General features: G+C 31.8%; 22 protein-coding genes. 6 read left to right on the top strand and 16 right to left on the bottom strand.

Annotated elements, in window-relative coordinates; translation table 11 throughout:
* The first annotated feature begins 175 nt into the window (after positions 1 to 175).
* The gene (locus HM982_RS04900; RefSeq protein ID WP_246296570.1) at positions 176 to 1,012 is read left to right on the top strand and encodes a GIN domain-containing protein; all 837 of its coding nucleotides are present in this window, start codon (positions 176 to 178) and stop codon (positions 1,010 to 1,012) included.
* Positions 1,013 to 1,019: 7 nt separating this feature from the next.
* On the opposite strand, the gene HM982_RS04895 is transcribed toward HM982_RS04900, so the two are convergent.
* The 12 genes from HM982_RS04895 to HM982_RS04840 all read right to left on the bottom strand — a co-directional run bounded on the left by HM982_RS04895 (position 1,020) and on the right by HM982_RS04840 (position 12,005).
* Positions 1,020 to 1,586 (bottom strand): YceI family protein, encoded by a 567-nt coding sequence (locus tag HM982_RS04895; protein WP_179351991.1) that lies wholly within the window; start codon positions 1,584 to 1,586, stop codon positions 1,020 to 1,022.
* 93 nt (positions 1,587 to 1,679) lie between these two features.
* Positions 1,680 to 2,954 carry a hypothetical protein gene (locus tag HM982_RS04890; protein WP_179351990.1) on the bottom strand — a complete coding sequence of 425 codons (1,275 nt, stop codon included), beginning with the start codon at positions 2,952 to 2,954 and terminating at the stop codon, positions 1,680 to 1,682.
* A gap of 41 nt (positions 2,955 to 2,995) precedes the next feature.
* Complete coding sequence (locus HM982_RS04885; protein ID WP_179351989.1) at positions 2,996 to 3,595, bottom strand: YceI family protein; 600 nt, start codon at positions 3,593 to 3,595, stop codon at positions 2,996 to 2,998.
* 171 nt (positions 3,596 to 3,766) lie between these two features.
* Complete coding sequence (gene trxB / locus HM982_RS04880; RefSeq protein ID WP_179351988.1) at positions 3,767 to 4,747, bottom strand: thioredoxin-disulfide reductase; 981 nt, start codon at positions 4,745 to 4,747, stop codon at positions 3,767 to 3,769.
* A gap of 398 nt (positions 4,748 to 5,145) precedes the next feature.
* Complete coding sequence (locus tag HM982_RS04875; protein ID WP_179351987.1) at positions 5,146 to 5,751, bottom strand: SIMPL domain-containing protein; 606 nt, start codon at positions 5,749 to 5,751, stop codon at positions 5,146 to 5,148.
* Positions 5,752 to 5,780: 29 nt separating this feature from the next.
* Positions 5,781 to 6,203: a hypothetical protein gene (locus HM982_RS04870; protein ID WP_179351986.1), complete on the bottom strand. Its 423-nt coding sequence runs from the start codon at positions 6,201 to 6,203 to the stop codon at positions 5,781 to 5,783.
* Between the two features lie 327 nt (positions 6,204 to 6,530).
* Positions 6,531 to 7,178 carry a response regulator transcription factor gene (locus tag HM982_RS04865; RefSeq protein WP_179351985.1) on the bottom strand — a complete coding sequence of 216 codons (648 nt, stop codon included), beginning with the start codon at positions 7,176 to 7,178 and terminating at the stop codon, positions 6,531 to 6,533.
* 3 nt (positions 7,179 to 7,181) lie between these two features.
* A complete protein-coding gene (locus HM982_RS04860; RefSeq protein WP_179351984.1) occupies positions 7,182 to 9,077 on the bottom strand; it encodes a tetratricopeptide repeat-containing sensor histidine kinase in 1,896 nt (631 codons plus the stop codon).
* 203 nt (positions 9,078 to 9,280) lie between these two features.
* Positions 9,281 to 9,442, bottom strand: coding sequence for a DUF1328 family protein (locus tag HM982_RS04855; RefSeq protein WP_179351983.1), 162 nt, complete (start codon positions 9,440 to 9,442; stop codon positions 9,281 to 9,283).
* 446 nt (positions 9,443 to 9,888) lie between these two features.
* Complete coding sequence (locus HM982_RS04850; RefSeq protein ID WP_179351982.1) at positions 9,889 to 10,593, bottom strand: SOS response-associated peptidase family protein; 705 nt, start codon at positions 10,591 to 10,593, stop codon at positions 9,889 to 9,891.
* Between the two features lie 207 nt (positions 10,594 to 10,800).
* Positions 10,801 to 11,250, bottom strand: a complete 450-nt coding sequence (locus HM982_RS04845; RefSeq protein WP_179351981.1) for a ferritin-like domain-containing protein — start codon at positions 11,248 to 11,250, stop codon at positions 10,801 to 10,803.
* A gap of 320 nt (positions 11,251 to 11,570) precedes the next feature.
* Positions 11,571 to 12,005, bottom strand: coding sequence for a hemerythrin domain-containing protein (locus tag HM982_RS04840; protein ID WP_179351980.1), 435 nt, complete (start codon positions 12,003 to 12,005; stop codon positions 11,571 to 11,573).
* Between the two features lie 287 nt (positions 12,006 to 12,292).
* On the opposite strand from HM982_RS04840, the gene HM982_RS04835 reads away from it, so the two are divergent.
* Positions 12,293 to 13,321 carry a helix-turn-helix domain-containing protein gene (locus HM982_RS04835; protein WP_179351979.1) on the top strand — a complete coding sequence of 343 codons (1,029 nt, stop codon included), beginning with the start codon at positions 12,293 to 12,295 and terminating at the stop codon, positions 13,319 to 13,321.
* A 3-nt stretch (positions 13,322 to 13,324) separates the two neighbouring features.
* Here the strand turns inward: HM982_RS04835 and HM982_RS04830 are convergent, their stop codons facing one another.
* The 3 genes from HM982_RS04830 to HM982_RS04820 all read right to left on the bottom strand — a co-directional run bounded on the left by HM982_RS04830 (position 13,325) and on the right by HM982_RS04820 (position 14,293).
* Positions 13,325 to 13,531, bottom strand: coding sequence for a DUF6327 family protein (locus tag HM982_RS04830; RefSeq protein WP_179351978.1), 207 nt, complete (start codon positions 13,529 to 13,531; stop codon positions 13,325 to 13,327).
* A gap of 78 nt (positions 13,532 to 13,609) precedes the next feature.
* Positions 13,610 to 13,957, bottom strand: coding sequence for a phage holin family protein (locus tag HM982_RS04825; protein WP_179351977.1), 348 nt, complete (start codon positions 13,955 to 13,957; stop codon positions 13,610 to 13,612).
* Positions 13,958 to 13,960: 3 nt separating this feature from the next.
* A complete protein-coding gene (locus HM982_RS04820) occupies positions 13,961 to 14,293 on the bottom strand; it encodes a YtxH domain-containing protein (protein WP_179351976.1) in 333 nt (110 codons plus the stop codon).
* 200 nt (positions 14,294 to 14,493) lie between these two features.
* On the opposite strand from HM982_RS04820, the gene HM982_RS04815 reads away from it, so the two are divergent.
* A complete protein-coding gene (locus HM982_RS04815; RefSeq protein WP_179351975.1) occupies positions 14,494 to 15,858 on the top strand; it encodes an NAD-dependent succinate-semialdehyde dehydrogenase in 1,365 nt (454 codons plus the stop codon).
* Between the two features lie 10 nt (positions 15,859 to 15,868).
* A complete protein-coding gene (locus HM982_RS04810) occupies positions 15,869 to 16,021 on the top strand; it encodes a hypothetical protein (RefSeq protein ID WP_179351974.1) in 153 nt (50 codons plus the stop codon).
* Positions 16,022 to 16,039: 18 nt separating this feature from the next.
* On the opposite strand, the gene HM982_RS04805 is transcribed toward HM982_RS04810, so the two are convergent.
* Positions 16,040 to 16,999, bottom strand: coding sequence for a bile acid:sodium symporter family protein (locus HM982_RS04805; RefSeq protein WP_179351973.1), 960 nt, complete (start codon positions 16,997 to 16,999; stop codon positions 16,040 to 16,042).
* Between the two features lie 214 nt (positions 17,000 to 17,213).
* Here HM982_RS04805 and HM982_RS04800 point away from each other — a divergent pair, with 214 nt between their 5' ends.
* On the top strand, positions 17,214 to 17,579 hold the full coding sequence (locus HM982_RS04800) for a hypothetical protein (protein WP_179351972.1): 366 nt from the start codon (positions 17,214 to 17,216) through the stop codon (positions 17,577 to 17,579).
* Between the two features lie 328 nt (positions 17,580 to 17,907).
* On the top strand, positions 17,908 to 18,831 hold the full coding sequence (locus tag HM982_RS04795; protein ID WP_179351971.1) for a hypothetical protein: 924 nt from the start codon (positions 17,908 to 17,910) through the stop codon (positions 18,829 to 18,831).
* The last annotated feature ends 4 nt before the right edge of the window (positions 18,832 to 18,835 follow it).

The raw sequence follows: 18,835 nt of genomic DNA, 5'->3' as shown, positions 1-18,835 counted from the left end.
ATCAGCTGTATTATGAGTTATTTTAAAATTCACAGGGTTTAATAACTATAAATTAACTTATATTAAATAGAAATCATTAATATTGGCATTCATAAGATTTTTTTAAAGTAAAAGACTAGAAATTTAACTTTTAAGATGTATTTTATGACTTTATATATGATAGTAAATATTGAACATGAAAAAAACAGGACTCATTCTGCTTTTAATGATTACCGCTACTCCATTTTTAAGAGCACAATCAGCAGATAAGATTAAAGGTGATAGAAACGTTACTATTAAACAAACCTTTATTGACGAATTTCATACCATCATTGTTAATGGTGATTTATCAATTGAAGTTGTTTATAACAGTAAGCCATCTGTAAATATAGAAGCAGATAGCAATTTACATGATGTTATAATTACTAACGTTGTAGATGGCGTGCTTACCATTACAGAGTCTACACGTATCACCTCAAAAAAGAAACTTAATATTACGGTTAACTACGGTAGTGGACTTCAATCTATCGAAACGAGAGGCGACGGTGAAATTAGATCATTAACTTCTATGGAGCTTGGTGATGTAACATTAATAACAGCTGATAACTCTAGAGCTTATTTAAATATTAATGCTAAAAGTTTTAATTATAAGAGCTCAGGAAAATCTAAAACACGATTAAACCTTACGGCTCAAAACACCAAAATAGAATTAAGCGACAATAGTAAGTTAGACGCTTTAATTAACAGCCAAGTCGCTGATTTTGATTTGTATTTACGTTCAGATGCTGTTATTGAAGGTGCTGCAAATAGCTCCGTATTTAGATTAGATAATTCTACAAACTTTAATGGTGCAAAATTTGATGTTAAATCTGTTAATGCAAGTTTAGAAGACAGTAGTGATTTAACTATTTCTGCAACCGAGAGTATTACTATTGCTTCCTCAGGTGATAGCGAAGTTTACCTTTATGGAAATCCTGCAATTACGATAACTAAATTTGAAGATACGAGTAAACTTCAAAAGAAGAAACGCTAAATAGATACTAAGACCTTATATTGAGTGAAAACTGAATCTCAATTTTTGGTGATACCTTAATCATTCCTAACATTTTAGTTGGCGCAACTAAATCAAAATCATTAATATCTAAAGGCATTTTGCCACTTACCCGTAAGTTATTATCTCTATTAACAGCAACAGGTACCTTATATGTTCTTACAATGTTACTAATTGTAATTTCAACTGTTGCGATTACAGTACTTTGATTTATATCAACTTCTGCTATTTCCTTTAATTTAAGTGTTATTTGAGGAAACTCTTCAGTATTCAATAATTCATTAAAATCTTTATTGATAGCTTTTCCCCCACAATCAAACTCTAAATTTGGTAATATAAGTTTGGTATCATCAAATTTAATTTTGTTGTTATAATCTTTGTATTTAATTTTTACAGCATCTGAAATTGTATTCATATCAAACTGACACTCAAATGTATTCACATTCGATTCGCCTTTAATTCTAAGATAACTATCAGACGAAAAAGATACCGTTGACTCTTTCGCTGTTAGGCTATTAATATCTGAAGTATATTGCTTAGCTCCTAAAAAGAGCAAAAAAATAAATGTTATTATCCTAACCATAAGATTAAATATAAAAAATAAGGCCTTTATTGCAAAAATAAAGGCCTTTATTATGTTAATTAATTATTAGAAACTAATGACAGCCTCAAGCATAAATCCATCAAATTGAGCATCTTCAAGAATATTTCCTGCTGCATAATCATTATATTGTTGGTTTACGTACTCTGCTTTCATCAATACATTCTTGGTCATGAACCAACCTGCACCTAATTGAAATCTATTAATACTTACTTCTTGACCACCATTTAATTCAGCACTTACAGTATTGTAACGCCCTCCTAAAAACACATTCTCAGCTTCGCCAAATCTGTAGATAACCTCACCTGCATACTGTTCTGCGTTTCTTCTATCTGCTTCTGCTAAACTTCTCCCTGAAGTTAATTCTACAGTACCAAAGACTTCTAATCCACCATATTTTACAAATGGGTTAATCATAATCGCAGTAATTTGATTTGAAAATCCTGGAGTAAATCGACCTGATCTAAAGTTATCGCTAGTAGCTGTAGCATCTTGTAAAATATCATAGTATCTAGAACCAGCTCTATCAGCATTATACAAATACACATTAGGAGCATAGCCTGTATTATACATAGAACCTGTTAAACGTACTCTTAAATCGTCAGATACTTGCTTATCGTAACCTAATTTAGCTAAAAAAGCTGCACCACCAGTTGCTCCATTAGATTCCTCTACACTTTGATTTAATTTACCATTTGTAAATCCTACCATACCAAAGATTCCCATATCTGTTCTATAGTACACTTCTGCACCAACTTCAGTCGTAAAAGAATCCATAATTAAGTTCCCTACAAATGGGTTATGAATTGCTTGTGCGTTATCTGTTCTTCTAAAGTGCGCATCACCGTAATTGTTTTCCATATGACCAATTTTAATAGTCGTACGTTCCATTAGGTCTGCCATAAATCCTTCAGAGATAAAATCTAATTTATCAATTTGGAAATAACCACCTTTTACATATGGTTCATTGTGATGACGAGATGATAAATACGTTCTTAAGTGCATACTTACACCATCATAAAGTGCGACATCTAAATCTAAATTAGCGGTTGCTAAGTTAAAGTTACTACCAATTTCTTTCATTGGAACAGCACCTGAGTTTTCTTGATCTAAAGCTTGAAATTGAAGCGCGAAAGAACCTCCAATTCTTACATGAAGTTCTTCAAAATTAGTAATTGTATCTTTCTGAGGTTCAAATACATTAACACCTCTTTGATCAGGTTGCCTGTAATTATCGAAGTCTCTTGGGTTATTTTGAGCTGATATTGAATACCCCATTGTAAAAACAAGGGCTAATGTTGCGAGTTTGAATACTGATTTCATAATTTATTTATTTAATTGTTAGTTGAATTTATTTTCTATTATTATTTGGTTTCGAATACGGATTTGAAAACGATTTTTATAGCATCACCTGTTTTAATAGTCCCTAATAAGGCTTTAGGTGGGTCAATACCAAAGTCAGTCATATTAAATGATTTTTCGCCATTAAGAAGCACTTTTGTGCCTTCTATTTTTAGGGTTAAATCAACAGACATTGTCTTAGTAACACCAGCTATGGTCATTTTACCTGAAGCAGAAACTTTAAACGATTGATCAGATAGCTTATCAACTTTTTTTACCGAAGTAAGGTTAAAGTCCATAGTTTTGTGATCATCAGTGTCTAAGGCATCATAGGTGTTTTTATCCATGGATGATTTTCCACTTTTAAGACTTTCAGCTTCAACAGTGATACTTAAAGTTTCAATTGCTAACTCCTCTGTGTTTGAAATAACTATTTTTCCAGATTGTTTTTCGGTTTCTAATATCCAATCATGAATAGAAGAGGTACCATGTACTTCAAGAGTCGAACTACTATTATTTAGTGTATAATTTTGAGATGTTGCTATCTGAAAAGTAAATAGACTACATAAAAATACCGTTAAAAAAAGCAAAGGGGATTTAATTGAATTGTTTGAATTGTTCATAATTACGTGTTTTTGGTTTCGGCAAAGATTTGAATAAAAAGACGATTAGATCATGACAAAAGTCATATCTCTGATTTTTTTGAAAAAATTAACAATTTTAACTAATCAACAAAAAAAAGCTGAAGTTAGACACTTCAGCTTTTTAAATATTTTAATATGTAGTAACTAAAACTAGTTATAACTAGAGGTTGCAACTTCAAAATCGGCATCCTTAGCGGCTAGATAACGTTCTGCATCTAAAGCAGCCATACAGCCAGTTCCAGCGGCAGTAATGGCCTGTCTGTAAACGTGGTCTGCGGCATCTCCACTAACAAATACACCTTCTACATTTGTTAAACTAGTTCCTGGTTTTGCATTAATAATATAGCCTGTTTCATCCAAATCTAAATAATCTTTAAAAACATCGGTATTTGGCTTATGCCCTATGGCTACAAAAAAACCAGTAGCCTCAATGGTATGCTTCTCGTTTGTTTTATTATTAAAAACTCTAATACCAGTAACCACTTGACCGTCTCCTAAGACCTCATCGGTTTCAGTATTGTATAGGATTTCAATATTTTCCGTGTTTTGAACCCGTTTGGCCATAATCTTAGACGCTCTAAATTCATCACGTCTTACTAACATGGTTACTTTTTTGCAAAGTTTAGATAAATAGTGCGCTTCTTCGCAAGCTGAATCTCCTGCACCTACGATTACGACTTCTTGATTTCTATAAAAGAAACCATCACATACTGCACAAGCAGAAACACCACCACCTAATTTTAGGTATTTTTGCTCAGAAGGTAAGTTTAAATATTTTGCAGAAGCTCCTGTTGAAATAATTATGGTATCGGCATGAATTTCTTTTTCGTTAACCCAAGCTTTATGTAAATCTCCAGAAAAATCTACCTTGGTAACCCAACCATGACGTATATCTGTACCAAAACGCTCGGCTTGTTTTTGAAGTTCCATCATCATTTCTGGTCCTGTAATACCTTCTGGATAACCAGGGAAATTCTCTACATCATTTGTTGTTGTCAACTGACCACCTGGCTGTTCGCCTTGGTATAAAACAGGTGACATATTGGCTCTAGAGGCATAAATTGCCGCTGTATAACCTGCGGGCCCAGAACCTATAATTAAACACTTTACTCTTTCAATTGTATCAGACATAATCTTATTGTTTTATTAGGTATAACAAATGTAGGTTTTTTGTGCAAAACCTTACTTATAAGTTATTAACAGTAATTATAGTCCTATTAATATTTTTAATTGTAGTGATTGTTAACGCCTCATTTAAGGCTAAAACTACAGGAATTATAAGCTCCGAAACATAATATTTAGCAAGGATTTAGTCCTTACTATCTCTTGAATAACCTATTGTAAGATACTTTCAGAAACTGTTGGTAAAAAAAGTTATTTCTGAATTTAATAAAATTTAGTAGCGTTCAAAAATTGGGTGCTGTTTTAAGTTTCAATTATAACTGAATCGTTATAAACACATAAAGCCTGCGAGCACCTTTTGGGACGGTACAACGCAGACTTTAGCCCCTAACTAAGCATAAGTAGCTTTATTTTAATGTAAAATTAACAGATAACCTTACATACTCAGAATCCGTGTTTGGTGACTGCCAATATGTGGCCGTATCATAATCGCTAGAGATTGAGTCTATTTCATCAATTTCTTCACCACTAAGAGCAGCCAACATTTCAGCTTTTTCACGTGCATTTTCTAATGCTGAAGCCATTAACTTTTTCATCTCTGACTCAGGTGTTTCAGTTTTCACCTGAATATAAGATGGCATTACTTGTAGCATTCTAATGCTCGCCACTTTTAAGATCTCATCCTTATCATTCGTTTCAAACCGAAGTACCGTGCCATCTTTTCTGTATCCTGAAGACACATAAGATAATTCGTCTTCCGTGAATTTAGATTTATCAATATTCAGTTCCGCCACTTTTTCAAAGTACTTAGCTAATAATTCATCTAGACTACTATAAGGATCCTCACCATAATAACTATTATCTAATGTCAGTGTTACATCTGTTTTATAAGTAACACTTTGAGATGTTTTTACTGCGACACCAAAAACACTTATAACGCGTTTATCTGTTGTATTTTGAGCGATACTAAAAGTTGAAATACATAGTAGTATTGCTAAGGCAAATTGTTTCATAATATTTTTTTATTTAAAAATTCAGAAGGTTATATTGTAAATAAGAACGATGCCGCAATCATCCAACCACCTACAATGAGTCCTAAAACGCCTAATTTTCCTTGTTTTGGTGCTAACTTCTCTCTTAATTCTGCTGCTTTTTCTTTAGCAGCTTCGTTTTTGCTTAGTAATAATTTATTAATCATACCAAAACCTAACATAAATCCGAGTGCTGCTTCAACAACACTTCCAGCTAATAACGTTATCCACCAAACAGGTGCTACAGATAACCACCCCATATTAAGTAAAGCTGAAATAATTCCCCAAACACCAAAAAAGCAAAAGACAAGTCCTATCCACCCTTGATAAGGGGCAACTTTATCTAACAGCTCTTGCGCGTTAGGTTTTTTTGATAAAATAAGTGATGGCACTGCAATGATGCTCAACAAGATTAAAGAAATTCCGTAAATCATAAGTTCTAATTATTTATAGTTAATATTATGATACAAATTTCAGTAAATAGGGAAGTTTATAATAGACTGTAAGTCGTAAAAACGTTTACCCTGTTTTCAGGGATAGGCTTTGTAAACCCCACATATAGTAGCTAATGAAACAAAAATTTATGCAGTTTTTAAGCATAAGCCACCTGTAAAGTGTAAAATATCTTTTAGTAAAATTAAAATGTCTTTTTTTGCTATTTCATATAGCTATAGAACTATATGTAGAAAAACAGAATAAGATTGTTATCGCTATTAATAGGGTTTCATTTTAGAAATTAAAAACGTGAAGTCTCACCTAGATTAATCTAACATCCCTTTTTCTACCGCATAACGTGTAAGACCAGCCAAATTACGAACTCCCAATTTCGAAATTAGATTTTTCCGGTAGCTTTCAATGGTGTGTTTACTTAAAAATAATTGATCGGCGATTTCTTGTGTTGTAAACTCTTGTGCAATAAGTTTTAAAACTTCTTTTTCACGTTTGCTCAAAGATATTTCGGGTTCTGATTTAGCAGAAAACATAGCTTCCATTAGCACCTGTTTAATCCGTGGCGAAAAATAATTTTCACCTTGCAAAATGGATTTTATAGCTTTTAGCAATTCTGTTTTTTCCGCATTTTTAGAAATATAACCATTGACATTAGCTTCCGTTAGTGCTTTTATTTTTTTTGCATCTTCTAACATACTAACCACTAGGGTTTTTATTTGAGGAAACTCTTGTTTAATAGCTTTATTCAATTCCACACCGTCCATTTTTGGCATATTAATGTCTGTAATTACCAAGTCAATTTTTTCGTCGGTATTAATCCTTAGATATTTTAAAACCTGAGCACCTGTTTTAGCTGTGAGTGTAATATCTATCGATTTTTCTTCAGACAGGATACTTTTTAAGCCATCTAAAAACATCGCGTGGTCGTCTGCTATAATTATGGAAAATGATGTGTTCATAAATTAAGATTGTGGTAAACTAATACTAATTACTGTGCCCCTATTTTCAGCTGTATTTATAGAAATGGTTCCCTTAAAGTCAGCAACTCTTTTTTCAATATTTTTAAGACCGATTCCCTTACTTGTTTTGTTTAAATCAAAGCCTAGTCCATCGTCTTCATAAATCAGCTCAATACTATTCTCTTCGGAAAGTGCTGTCATTTGAATACTCACCTCATCAGCTTTAGCATGTTTTAGTGCATTGGTTACCAATTCTTTTATCATATTGAATAAGGCGACTTGAAGCGACACAGCAATAGTATTAATTGTTTCCTTAGGGTAAGCATTAAAAAGTAAACTTACTGTGGCATTATCTCTAATATTATGAATATAATTTGTAACCAAATCTATAAATGCCGAAGTTTCAAATTCTTTAGGGATTAAACTATGTGAAATATCACGAACTTGATTATAGGTTGTATCGAGCTGATTTAAAATTTGCCTAAATTCTGGTTGATGATTATCTAGACTATTCATCTTTAATTTTATACCTGCTAAATTCCCACCAATACTGTCATGTAGCTCTCTCGCAATACGATCACGCTCTTTAGATTGTACTGCAATAGCATTTTTAGCAAGATCTAATTCTTGGGTTTGCAGTAAGTTTTCAACCTCTTGCTGATTCATCGCCTCTTGTTGTTTGTTAAGCAAACTTTGGGTTTGTAGTTTTTGATAATAAACCACAAGCAGTAAAATAACAGGAATAAGAATGATTAAAAACCCAATTAAAAACGCGTATTTAATAGTTGTCTGCCTTTCAATCTCGGCTTGTTGTAATAATTGGTCTTCTTGTAGTTGACTAATCTCTCTTTCTTTCTTTAGTGTCTCGTATTTCAGTTCTAAGTCTTTTACTAAGCGCTGATTCTGTTTATTTTCTATTTCGCGATTAACACTTTGATATTGGGTCATTAAATTATAAGCATTTTTATAATCTTCCTTTGCATTATAAAGTTTAACCAAAGCATTAATGACTTTTTTTTGAAGCTCTAACCGGTGCCATTGAATAGAATTAATATAGGCTGAACTTAGAACTACTTCAGAAACATCGAAGTTATCTAACATGGCATAAGCAAAACCTATATTTAAAGAGGCTTCTATGTACAAATCATAAAACCCTTTATCTAGAGCCTCATTTTTTATTCGGTCTGAACTTTGAATTAAACGTTCAAAATTTCCCTGATTGAGTTCTATTTCAGATAAATTGAGCTGTAATTCTAATTTTAATTTTTGATGTTTTTCGATAAAATCTTCAGACAATGCTTCATTTATCATCTTGGCTGCTAAATCATTATTGTTTTTCAGAATTAAAAAACGACTTTTAGCAATTGTATTTTTTAAATAGAAATTGTTATCTGTTTTGGCTTGCGGCAATTCTTCTAATAATAGCCTAGCCTTTTCAAATTCTCCTTTAGTTAAATAAACTTCTGCAAGTTGAAGTTTTAAGTGCTTTTGAAAAGAATGCTTAGAAGTTTCTATTTCTAGACCTTGTATATAAGACTTAATAGCTTCATCTAATAAACCCATTTTTTGAGTTGCTATACCTTCAAAATACAAAGCTCTTTGCTTAATAATATTTACATCCTTTATATCTGACGCCTTATAAAGTGCCTCGTTTTTAATTAGTTTAGCATAATGCATCAATGAATCTGCATGACCAGACTTAACATAAACCTGTGCAATAGTATCTAAATATTGAAATCGGATTTCTTGAGTTTCGGCAGCATTTAAATTTTGATAAAGTGACGCATCTACAACGCTAGGTATTTCACCAAAAGCTCGAAAACTTGAATATTTTTCTTGGGTAAATCCCATTGAAAATAACATCCCGAAAAAAATAAAAATTATAGTTTTGATTTGCATTACTTCACTATATCCTAATTACAAAAGTACCTATTGTTTTTTCAATCTGTAAACTTAAAAAGAATCAACACCGTTTTGTGCAATTAAATTAGACAATAGTACCAAAACCAGAATGCTTATAGCTCACGGTTTTCCGTGAATATAAAAAAAGCCTTGAAAACCATAGGGTTCTCAAGGCTATAATATTTTATAGTATTGTTATTTTATTTTTTCATGACGCCTTTTAATAAAGATAGTACAAAAAGTACGATAAATATAAAAAATACGATTTTAGCAATACCTGCTGCGGCACCTGCTATGCCTCCAAATCCAAGAACGGCTGCTATGATTGCTATTATAATGAATGTGATTGTCCAACGTAACATAATTTTATGGTTTTAAGTTAATTGGTTAGCGTTTCTAACCTTCATTACAAAGATGGTGCATATTACTTATACTGATTTGCTCATACGCAATTGATATTAACCGTATTAACATTGAATTATCCTCTAAAAAAAAAAGCGAACCCTAAAAGAGAATTCGCTTGATCTACTACTGGGTAACCAACCCTTACTAAACTAATAAAAGTGTTTCAGCATAAATTGCTGTTAACTATATATAATTCAAATTTATGTTCTTTTTTCTACTGTTGTTGACTCAAAAAACAAACATATTAACGCAATACAGAATCACTCAAAAGCTTTAAACTATTGTAAGTTCATTACTGTCAGTTTTACTTCTTATTAATTATTCCTGTAGTTTTCAAAAGATATTGAACAAACACAAGCTATATAGAATTTTATAATTACTAAGAACTACTAATTGTTCTGTTTTACTTCAAGGAATGAATAGGTAAACTATAATAATTTGCTGGTTCTAGTACGGCATCGTAAATAATATCATTTTTATAGAACTCTTTAGATATTGTATGTGCATTTAATTCTACAGGTTTCAAATTTTCAATCCCACAATTAGGTAAGTTTATATCTAAATTAAACCAATCCTCAAAATCTTCACTAGATAGGGCAATAGGGAAATCTTCACCTAAATTATGAATGTGTTTTAATTCATTTTGCTTTGTAGAACTTATAAGGCTAACCGATAAAAAACCATCATTTAAAATTGAATAAACACCTGCTAGAGCAAAGGGTTTATGGTCTATACTGTAGACATAATAGGGATAAACTTCGCCATTAAAAACATAGGAGGTAAAAAAACCTGAAACAATAATTACACAGCGTTGCTGATTTAATAAACTATGTACCCATCCCAAAGTGTTTACCTTACTTAATGGAATATTTAAGGTATTAGACAGCTTTTGAAAGCTATCCCAACCGTCTTTATAATTTTGGGGTACCATTCCCCAAATAGCATAGTTAATTTGGTCGGGGTTTTCCTTTGTTATTACAGGAAGTGACTGTTCGTATAGACCATTTATAATAGGGTTAGTCTCGTAGAGTGAGGGATATTTAAAATGGGCATCAAAAGCAGACTCAATTTTTAATAAATCGATTGTATTTGATAATTTATAAAACATTTATTTTTTCTACAAGTAAAGGATATATCCTTGTTTTTGTTATCCGATACACTAAAAAAAGTAGCTCAAAAAAGCGCAGCTCTAAATTAAAACCCGGGTTGTCTTTTAAATTTTTTAAAGCATTTCAATCAAAAGGTTTGTGGTTACTAAAAAAAAAGAGCGCATCCTAAGATATAGAATGCGCTCAAATCACTAACTAATTAAATTCTACTTTAAACTCTCCAATGATTTTACTTCAGCTAAATCTGTTTCAATATTATTTTTTTGAGACATTAAAATAGATTTAGTACTACTTGGTAAACTAGTTTCTTTAAGCACTTCGCTATATTCATTTACGGTCGTCTTTTCACCTCTAATAGCTTCCTCTAACATAGATTCCTCGTTATCTTGAGACAACCAAGATTTCATATCCATCCAAGTCCTGTGTGCTGATCCCGTAACACTTCCACCTTTATCTACCTCTTGGCCAAAAGATTTAATTTCTGATTTAAGGTCATGACCAAAAACGCGTCGTTGTTCTGCTTTACGATTAAAAAAGTTTTTAAGACCAGAATGATTTACATTCTCAGCTGCTTTAGTATAGCCTTTTTCTGCGTCGTAATTTTTTTCTAATAAATCGTTTAATTTATTTCCTACTTCTGCTGTGTATGTTGTCATCTTATTTTTGATTTAGATTATGGGTAATTTTTTTTTTCGATGCTTACCTTTTACATCTTAATATTATTTCTGTTAAACAAAAATAATATGCTTACGGTGACTTCATTAATTCAATTACAGAAGAGGTTAACGTTATTAGTTGTTGGCCATAATTTTAACAAACTCCAGAAAACTTACTATCTATTTTAAATATTTATAGCTACATTATTTATATCCCTAAAAAAAAGCTATCGTTTAAAATTTAATAAACTAGTATTTCAACCAATTCATAAAAACTTAAACGACAGCTTCCACTACTAGTTATATTCTTAAAACAACAATTACCTATGTGTTTCCATGTAAGAATTATATTTAGTAGCTAATTCTTCTTTTTCTTTATCGTTAAATACTTTTCCCGAAAGCTGAAAAAAGGTTCGCTCTTCATCTTCTAGATGATGCTCTACTTTATCTTTTAAATTTTTTGCGATTTTTAACCATCCTGATGAATCCATTTCTGTTTCTTCTAAAGCCTCAACAAGCTCATCAATTTCATGATGTTCTGCAATGCCATGTCTAGCGTAATCTTGCATCATATCAGTTGGAATTAATGGTTTATAAAAATGACGCTCTTCGGCGTTAGCATGTAAAGTGAGTTCCTTACGCAGTTCTTTAAATAACTCTGTTCGTTTTTTTGTATCACCAGAAGTATCAACTAATTTGTCTAAAAGATTTCTTTGTATATCGTGATCTTTCCTAATGGCTTCATATATGTTCATAGGTATTGTAATTTAAATTGGTTATACGACCAAAAATAGAGACATAAAGGGATGCGTATTTGCTCTTTCGGTTGAAAAATTAACTGTTTAGCACATTAAACAGTTTAAGGCCTAATAATTAGTGATTTTTGTAAAAAAATTAAGATAAATAGGTTTAAATTAGATTAAATTTACATCAATTCCTTTTTTATTAATAGCACGTTAAACAAGTTGAATTTAAAAGACTTGTCATACGATTACGTTTTATGATGAAATTATATTGATTAACCAATCGTCCACTTACTAACATGATAGAAATTTTATTAAGTCCTACAAGCACTAGGGATATTCTTACACAAATCAGTGACCATTTAGACGGTCATATTGAAGAACGATGGGGTGAATACACAATGACTATTGATAATGCAAATGCTTTAGGTAAAATTACTTACATTCCTTTTGACTGGGGTGTGAATTTATTAGATTTTGATATTAAATTTCACAAAGAATTTATTCTTAAGATTGAAGCTGAAAAATATAATCCGATACGATTTATTTACAATTTAAAAGGAAGTTTTGCACACCGATTAGAAGCGCAAAAAGTAGAGCGAAAAACACAGCAATTTCAATCCGTTATTTTCGCTAATAAATCTGATGGTATTAATTATTTACATTTTCCAAAAAATGAAAAGCTGCAGATTAATTTTATTCAGATTACCCGAAAAGAATTCTTAAAAAAAAGAACTACAGATGTTTCTACTCTAAATAAAAAATTATACGAAGTTTTTGTAGATACCGATTATGAAAATAGATTTTTACATTACGGGGAGTTGAATTTAAAAATGGCCGATGATGTAAAGTCTATCCGTAATATCAAAACCAAAGGAATGCTGCGTATTCTAAAAATTGAGGCAAAGATTTATGAAATATTATCCTTACACATTCAGCAACATAACAGACAAAATTCAGGTGAAAAATTGCCTAAATCAATATCTAAGCAAGACCTTAAGACCATAAAAAAGATTTGTAATTTAATAGAAAAAGAGCCTTCAAAACAGTACTCTTTGGACCAATTATCTATAGAATATGGTTTATCTCAAGCAAAACTTCAAAACGGCTTTAAGTTTTTATACAAACGCACAGTGACGGAGTTTATCCGCCACATAAGATTAGAACAAGCTAGGAATTTAATAAAAACAACAGATTTAAATATTTCCCAAGTTGTGTATACCATTGGGTTTACCAGTCGAAGTTATTTTTCTAAAATATTTAAAGAAAAATTCAACATTTCACCTAACGAGTTTAAAAAGCAAATTGTTTCTAAAGTAGAGATTTAATCATTATTTCTTAAACAACCACTTTCTTATAATCGCAATAAAACTGTATTTACCTGTTAGTTGTAAAGCCGTATTGACCCAGTTAAGCGGCTGAAGATCCTGTTTGTATTCTGATTTGATTAGTTTTAGTTCTTCCCACGCAATATCACGCTCTAATTTATAGCGTTTTAAATCGTTATCAATATCATCAAAGGATGTATAAGTTTTCATATATTATTTTTTTAAAAATTTATTTCAGGTCATTATAAACTAAATGGAAAAGATGCTTTGGAGCTATAGCTTTTTCATTTAATTAAAAAACTTAAGACCTACTTTCTTAATAATAAAAGCGTTAAATTTCTTTCTTAACAAGTAGCATATAAGTGCTATTACAAGGTAGATTAAACCAACCATTAAGAATCCAAGCGAATAGCTATTGAGTGCGTTACCTAACTCTATTGCTCCTGCAATAGACAGAAATACAAGACCTCCAAACAATAATGTTCCCACAACCAACACCTTTGCTGCCATACTCAGCGAAATAGTTAATTGTTGAAAAACCTTAAGCCTAAAATATTGGTGAGACGCTCTTACGTAACGCTCACCAATATCTGAAGTCTTTTCTGTTGTATGTTTTAAATCTTCAAATACACTCATAAATTAGGCTTTTTTCTGAAGATTCTTATTCTTTGCTTTCAAGTCTTTTAATCTAGCTTCTAGCGTTGTAATAACATCCTCTGCCTTGTAACTTGCATTAGATACTAACGCTTCTACTTGTTCGTCTAAGTTTTCTTTTTGGGTTGAAATTGTATTTCCTAAAGAATCTCTCAGTTCCGTAGCTTTATCAGCCATTAAATTTTTTTTGGTTGCTGCTTCATCTGCAATTCTTTGTCTTGTTACACTTCCCTTATCTGGTGCAAACAAGATTCCTAAAACTGCCCCTACTGCTGTACCTGCTAAAATTCCTAAAACTGTGTTTCCGTTATTACTCATGATTATTGTTATTTTTATGTGTTAAATTTAATGTTCAGCGCTTTGCTGTGTTACAAAGTTACATCACAAACCCACGTTATTTTAACTCTTTACATAGCAATATTAGCTGAAATGCTATTTATTATTAGCGTTAAATATTTTAGTAAACGCATTAACTATACACCAAGAATAAAATTAATTTTGAATCACATTTTACAGTTATGAAAACTACGATAAAAACTTACAATCCGTTTAACGGAAATCATCTCGAAACTTATAAATTAGATGCCAAATCTAATATCAATAAAAAACTAGCACTAGCAGATAACACCTACAATTCTTGGAAGCAATCTGATTTTAGTGAGCGCATTATATTACTTCAAAATCTTGCGGATCAACTTTTTGGTAACAAAACGGAATTAAGTCTTTTAATGACTGAAGAAATGGGAAAACCAATTCTAGAAAGTCAAGCTGAAATTGATAAATGTATTTATCTCATCGATTTTTACATTAAAAATGCAGAACAGTTTTTACAAGATGACCTCATTGAAACCGATGCGCAAGAGAGTTTTATAAGTTATGACCCTTTAGGTTGTGTTTTAGCTATTATGCCTTGGAATTTTCCATTCTGGCAGGTTTTTAGATTTGCGGTCCCAACGCTAACGGCTGGAAATGTCGCACTTTTAAAACACGCCTCCAATGTAACAGGTTGTGCAGTCGCTATTGAAAAATTATTTTTAGACGCTGGCTATCCTGAAGGGTGTTTTCAAACCTTAATCACGGATCACGACACTATAGAAGTGCTTATGGAACACGATATTGTAAAAGCCGTATCCTTAACCGGAAGCGAAAAAGCTGGTCGAAAAATTGCAGAGTTGGCAGGTAAAAATCTTAAACCATCACTTTTAGAACTAGGAGGTAATAATGCCTGCATTATTTTAGAAGATGCAGATTTAGACCAACATATGGATACCATTGTAAAAGCACGCATGCAAAATGCAGGGCAAAGTTGTATTGCCGCAAAACGATTTATTGTTGTTGAAGGCATTTATGACGAATTTATTGAAAAATTCACGTCTAAAGTTGAAGCACTACATCATGGAGACCCGACGGAAGAAGCCACAACAATATCTTGCCTCGCACGCGAAGATTTAGCTGACACCTTAGAAGAACAAATTACAAAGTCAATTGACTTAGGCGCTGAAGTATTATATGGAAACAAAAGAGATGGTGCCTATTATCAACCAACAATCCTCGGTAACGTGACTAAAGATATGCCTGTTTTTAAAGAGGAAACCTTTGGGCCTGTTGCAGCGATTATTAAAGTAAAATCTGAAGATGAAGCTTATGAGACAGCTTCAAATTCTAAATTTGGATTAGGAACTATGATTTTCACATCAGATTATGAAGCCGCATCAAAACGTACTTTAGAAATTGAAGACGGTGCATTTTTTATCAATGATATGGTAAAATCAGACCCAAGATTACCTTTTGGAGGTACTAAAATTTCAGGCTATGGTCGTGAATTATCTAAAGAAGGTATGTTGGCTTTTGTCAACAAGAAAACCGTATATATTAACCAATAAAATAGAAACTATGAAGTTTGTAAAAGACGAAGACGAAGAAAGAAGAGATTATATTTTTCAAAAAGATAACAAAACGAAATTTGGAGCTAAATTTGTAATTATTGTACTAATTATTTTAGTTGGAGCCGTTGTAGCTTCAGGTATCCATTTCCAATGGTTTTAAACTTAAAAAAAACGCATATTACAACTGACCTTTTTTTGAAGCTATAACACTAATAATCAGAATTTGAGTCGCATGAAATAACATTAAGGGCAACAATATAACACCCATTGTTGCCATATTACCAAAAATAATTTTAGAAAAAACAGTACCATGAACCAATGATTTTTTGGTACCACAAAACTGAGCTGTAATTTGATCTTCTCTATTCAGGTTCAGTTTTTTTGCAACAAAACCAGTCAATACAAAAGCAATTACAAATAGTAATATCACTCCTATTAAAAGTAAGAGTAAATGTAAAAGTGACACTGCACTAAAAATGTTGTTATAAAAAGAAGACGCAAAACTCTTATAGATAATCAATAAAATTATAGACTTATCAAACAACGTTAATTTACTACTGTGTTTACGTGCAAAATCACCAAAATACCGCTGCAAAAACAGTCCGACAATTACAGGTAAAATGATTTGAATAATTAGTTTCAGGTAAATATCTGTAAAATCAAAATTAGTTTGAGTTGGATCTACAAACAAGCCCATCCAAAGCGGTGTAATTACAATACCTATAATTCCTGAGATACTCGCATTAAAAATTGCTGCAGGAATATTTCCTTTGGCCATAGCAACCATAACCACCGATGAGGATACTGTTGATGGTAATGCTGCCAAGAAAAAGAACGCTAACCAAATGGTTTCTTGCTCTTGATTTTGAATAAAAGGATGCAAAGCCAAAACCAATAAGGGAAACATTAAAAACGTAGCCCCTTGAACTAAAAGATGTAACTTCCAGTTTTTGAGTCCTGCTTTTAATTGTGTAGGGTTCAATTTTAATCCATAGAAAAAGAAAATAAACGAAATTCCTATCGCACTAATCGTATCGATAGGAATTTTACTTTTTGGTATGCCCCATTCCGGAAAAAAATAGGCAATTATTATAACGGCTATTATAAATAGCACGAATTTATCAATCTTTATCTTCATTTAAAATTATTTTGTATCTAACTACTAAATATAATTTTGGGTTTTAAAAGTTCTAAAATACCATCAAATAATAACATAATAAACCCTCACACTTTTTTATTCCTTTAAATTCTAAAATTATTTAATTCCACACGCGTTCATGAACTCATAATCAGCTTATACTTCAAATATTAAAACATTAGGAAGTCTAAAAAAAAATTGAGAACTTCGCACTGTGAAAACAGCAACAATTTTCTTAGCACTATTTATGCTTTTAAAGCCTACAATTCCATTTGTAGAGTATGCTACTTTCTATGATTATATTAAAAACGAACTCTGCGTCAATAAAGACGAACCAGAATTAGCTTGTAACGGTAAATGTTACTTAAAAAAGAAACTAGCTAAAGCTTCAGATTCTGAAAAAAGCACCGATAAAAACCACGCTTCTGCTTCAGAGCAACAAGTGGTTTTCTATCAAGATATCTTTAAGACGCCTATCAGTTTTACTGCCCAAGAAGAAAATTCAAAAATTGAACCGTCTTACAATAAAATTTATGAATTCAATTTTATGAATTTTATCTTCCATCCTCCACTAGTTTAATTTTAATTAGAAACACTTTACTTTATCATACTTAGCCAGATGTCTACGCATTTTGCTATGGTATACTTTATACACTATCAATTAAAAATTTGTTAGTGTTTAAAGCCGAATTGCTGTAAAATAATATAGCAGTAACTCTTAATATACCGTTCTATATATAAGTGCTTTCTCCTCCATTCTCTGTAGCGATTTACATTGTTTATGTACGATTATAATTTGCAACTCTAATTTAATAACTCACTATTAGCCTATCAATAGCCAATTATTAATTGGAGAGGCAACTGCTACACATTTAAGTTTTTTTTAAAACAAAAAACACCTAAAAGTGATGAAAAACATTAATTTTTTCGTGGCTGTAATGTTTATTGCAGTAACGTCTTGCACCCTAGATAAAACCGATTACGAAGCTGAAATAAGCACCGAAGTCACCGAGCATTTTGAATATGAAACTGTGGTTTCTATAGCTGAAAACAATTATCAAATAGATATTGAAGCCTTAAACGGGACTCTATATAAAGGTTACAATGACATACGCTTAACCATAACGAATACGCAAACAGATGAAAATTTAAATGCATCAGACGTTACGTTTTTACCTATTGTAACGGATTACACAGGAAACAACAGTTCTTGTCCACATCAATATAATGTAGACTACAACACTACAGACGCCTATTATTCAACTTATGCTGTTTTTACCAGTGAAAGTAATGATTCTGATACTTGGAAACTCTACATCTCATTTACAGATAATGGTCAGACCTATAGTCTTAATCAAGACATTACAGTTGAAACGCAAACCAATATGAATTTAAACATGACAGCCTTTACAGCTGATGATGGTGAGCAGTATTTTATAGCTTTGGTAGCCCCTCAAAAACCGAAAATTGCAGAAAACGAATTGGTGGCCGGAATTTACAAGTACAATCCACCATCTAATGAGGCAGGCACATTTCCTGACCCTTCACAGTATTCCTACGCCGTCGTTTCCGATTACACCTTATTATTAGACCCACGAATGCCAGAACCGTCAATGGGAAATCACTCGTCTCCTAATAATGTAGACTTAACACAGCAAGATGATGGTTTGTATTACGGCGTAGTAAATTATACCATGACCGGAAACTGGACTCTAAATTTCAGAATGCAAAATCAATATGGCGAAATTATAAAAGGGACTGAAGTTTCAACCGAATTTACGCCTGGTATTGAAGGTGCAAGAAGTGAACTTCATATTGATATATTATTTTAATAAT

The organism is Winogradskyella vidalii (genome assembly GCF_013403955.1).
Lineage (GTDB): Bacteria > Bacteroidota > Bacteroidia > Flavobacteriales > Flavobacteriaceae > Winogradskyella > Winogradskyella vidalii.
The sequence above is the reverse complement of the archived record's forward strand: the minus strand, read 5'-3'. Positions and strand labels throughout refer to the sequence as shown.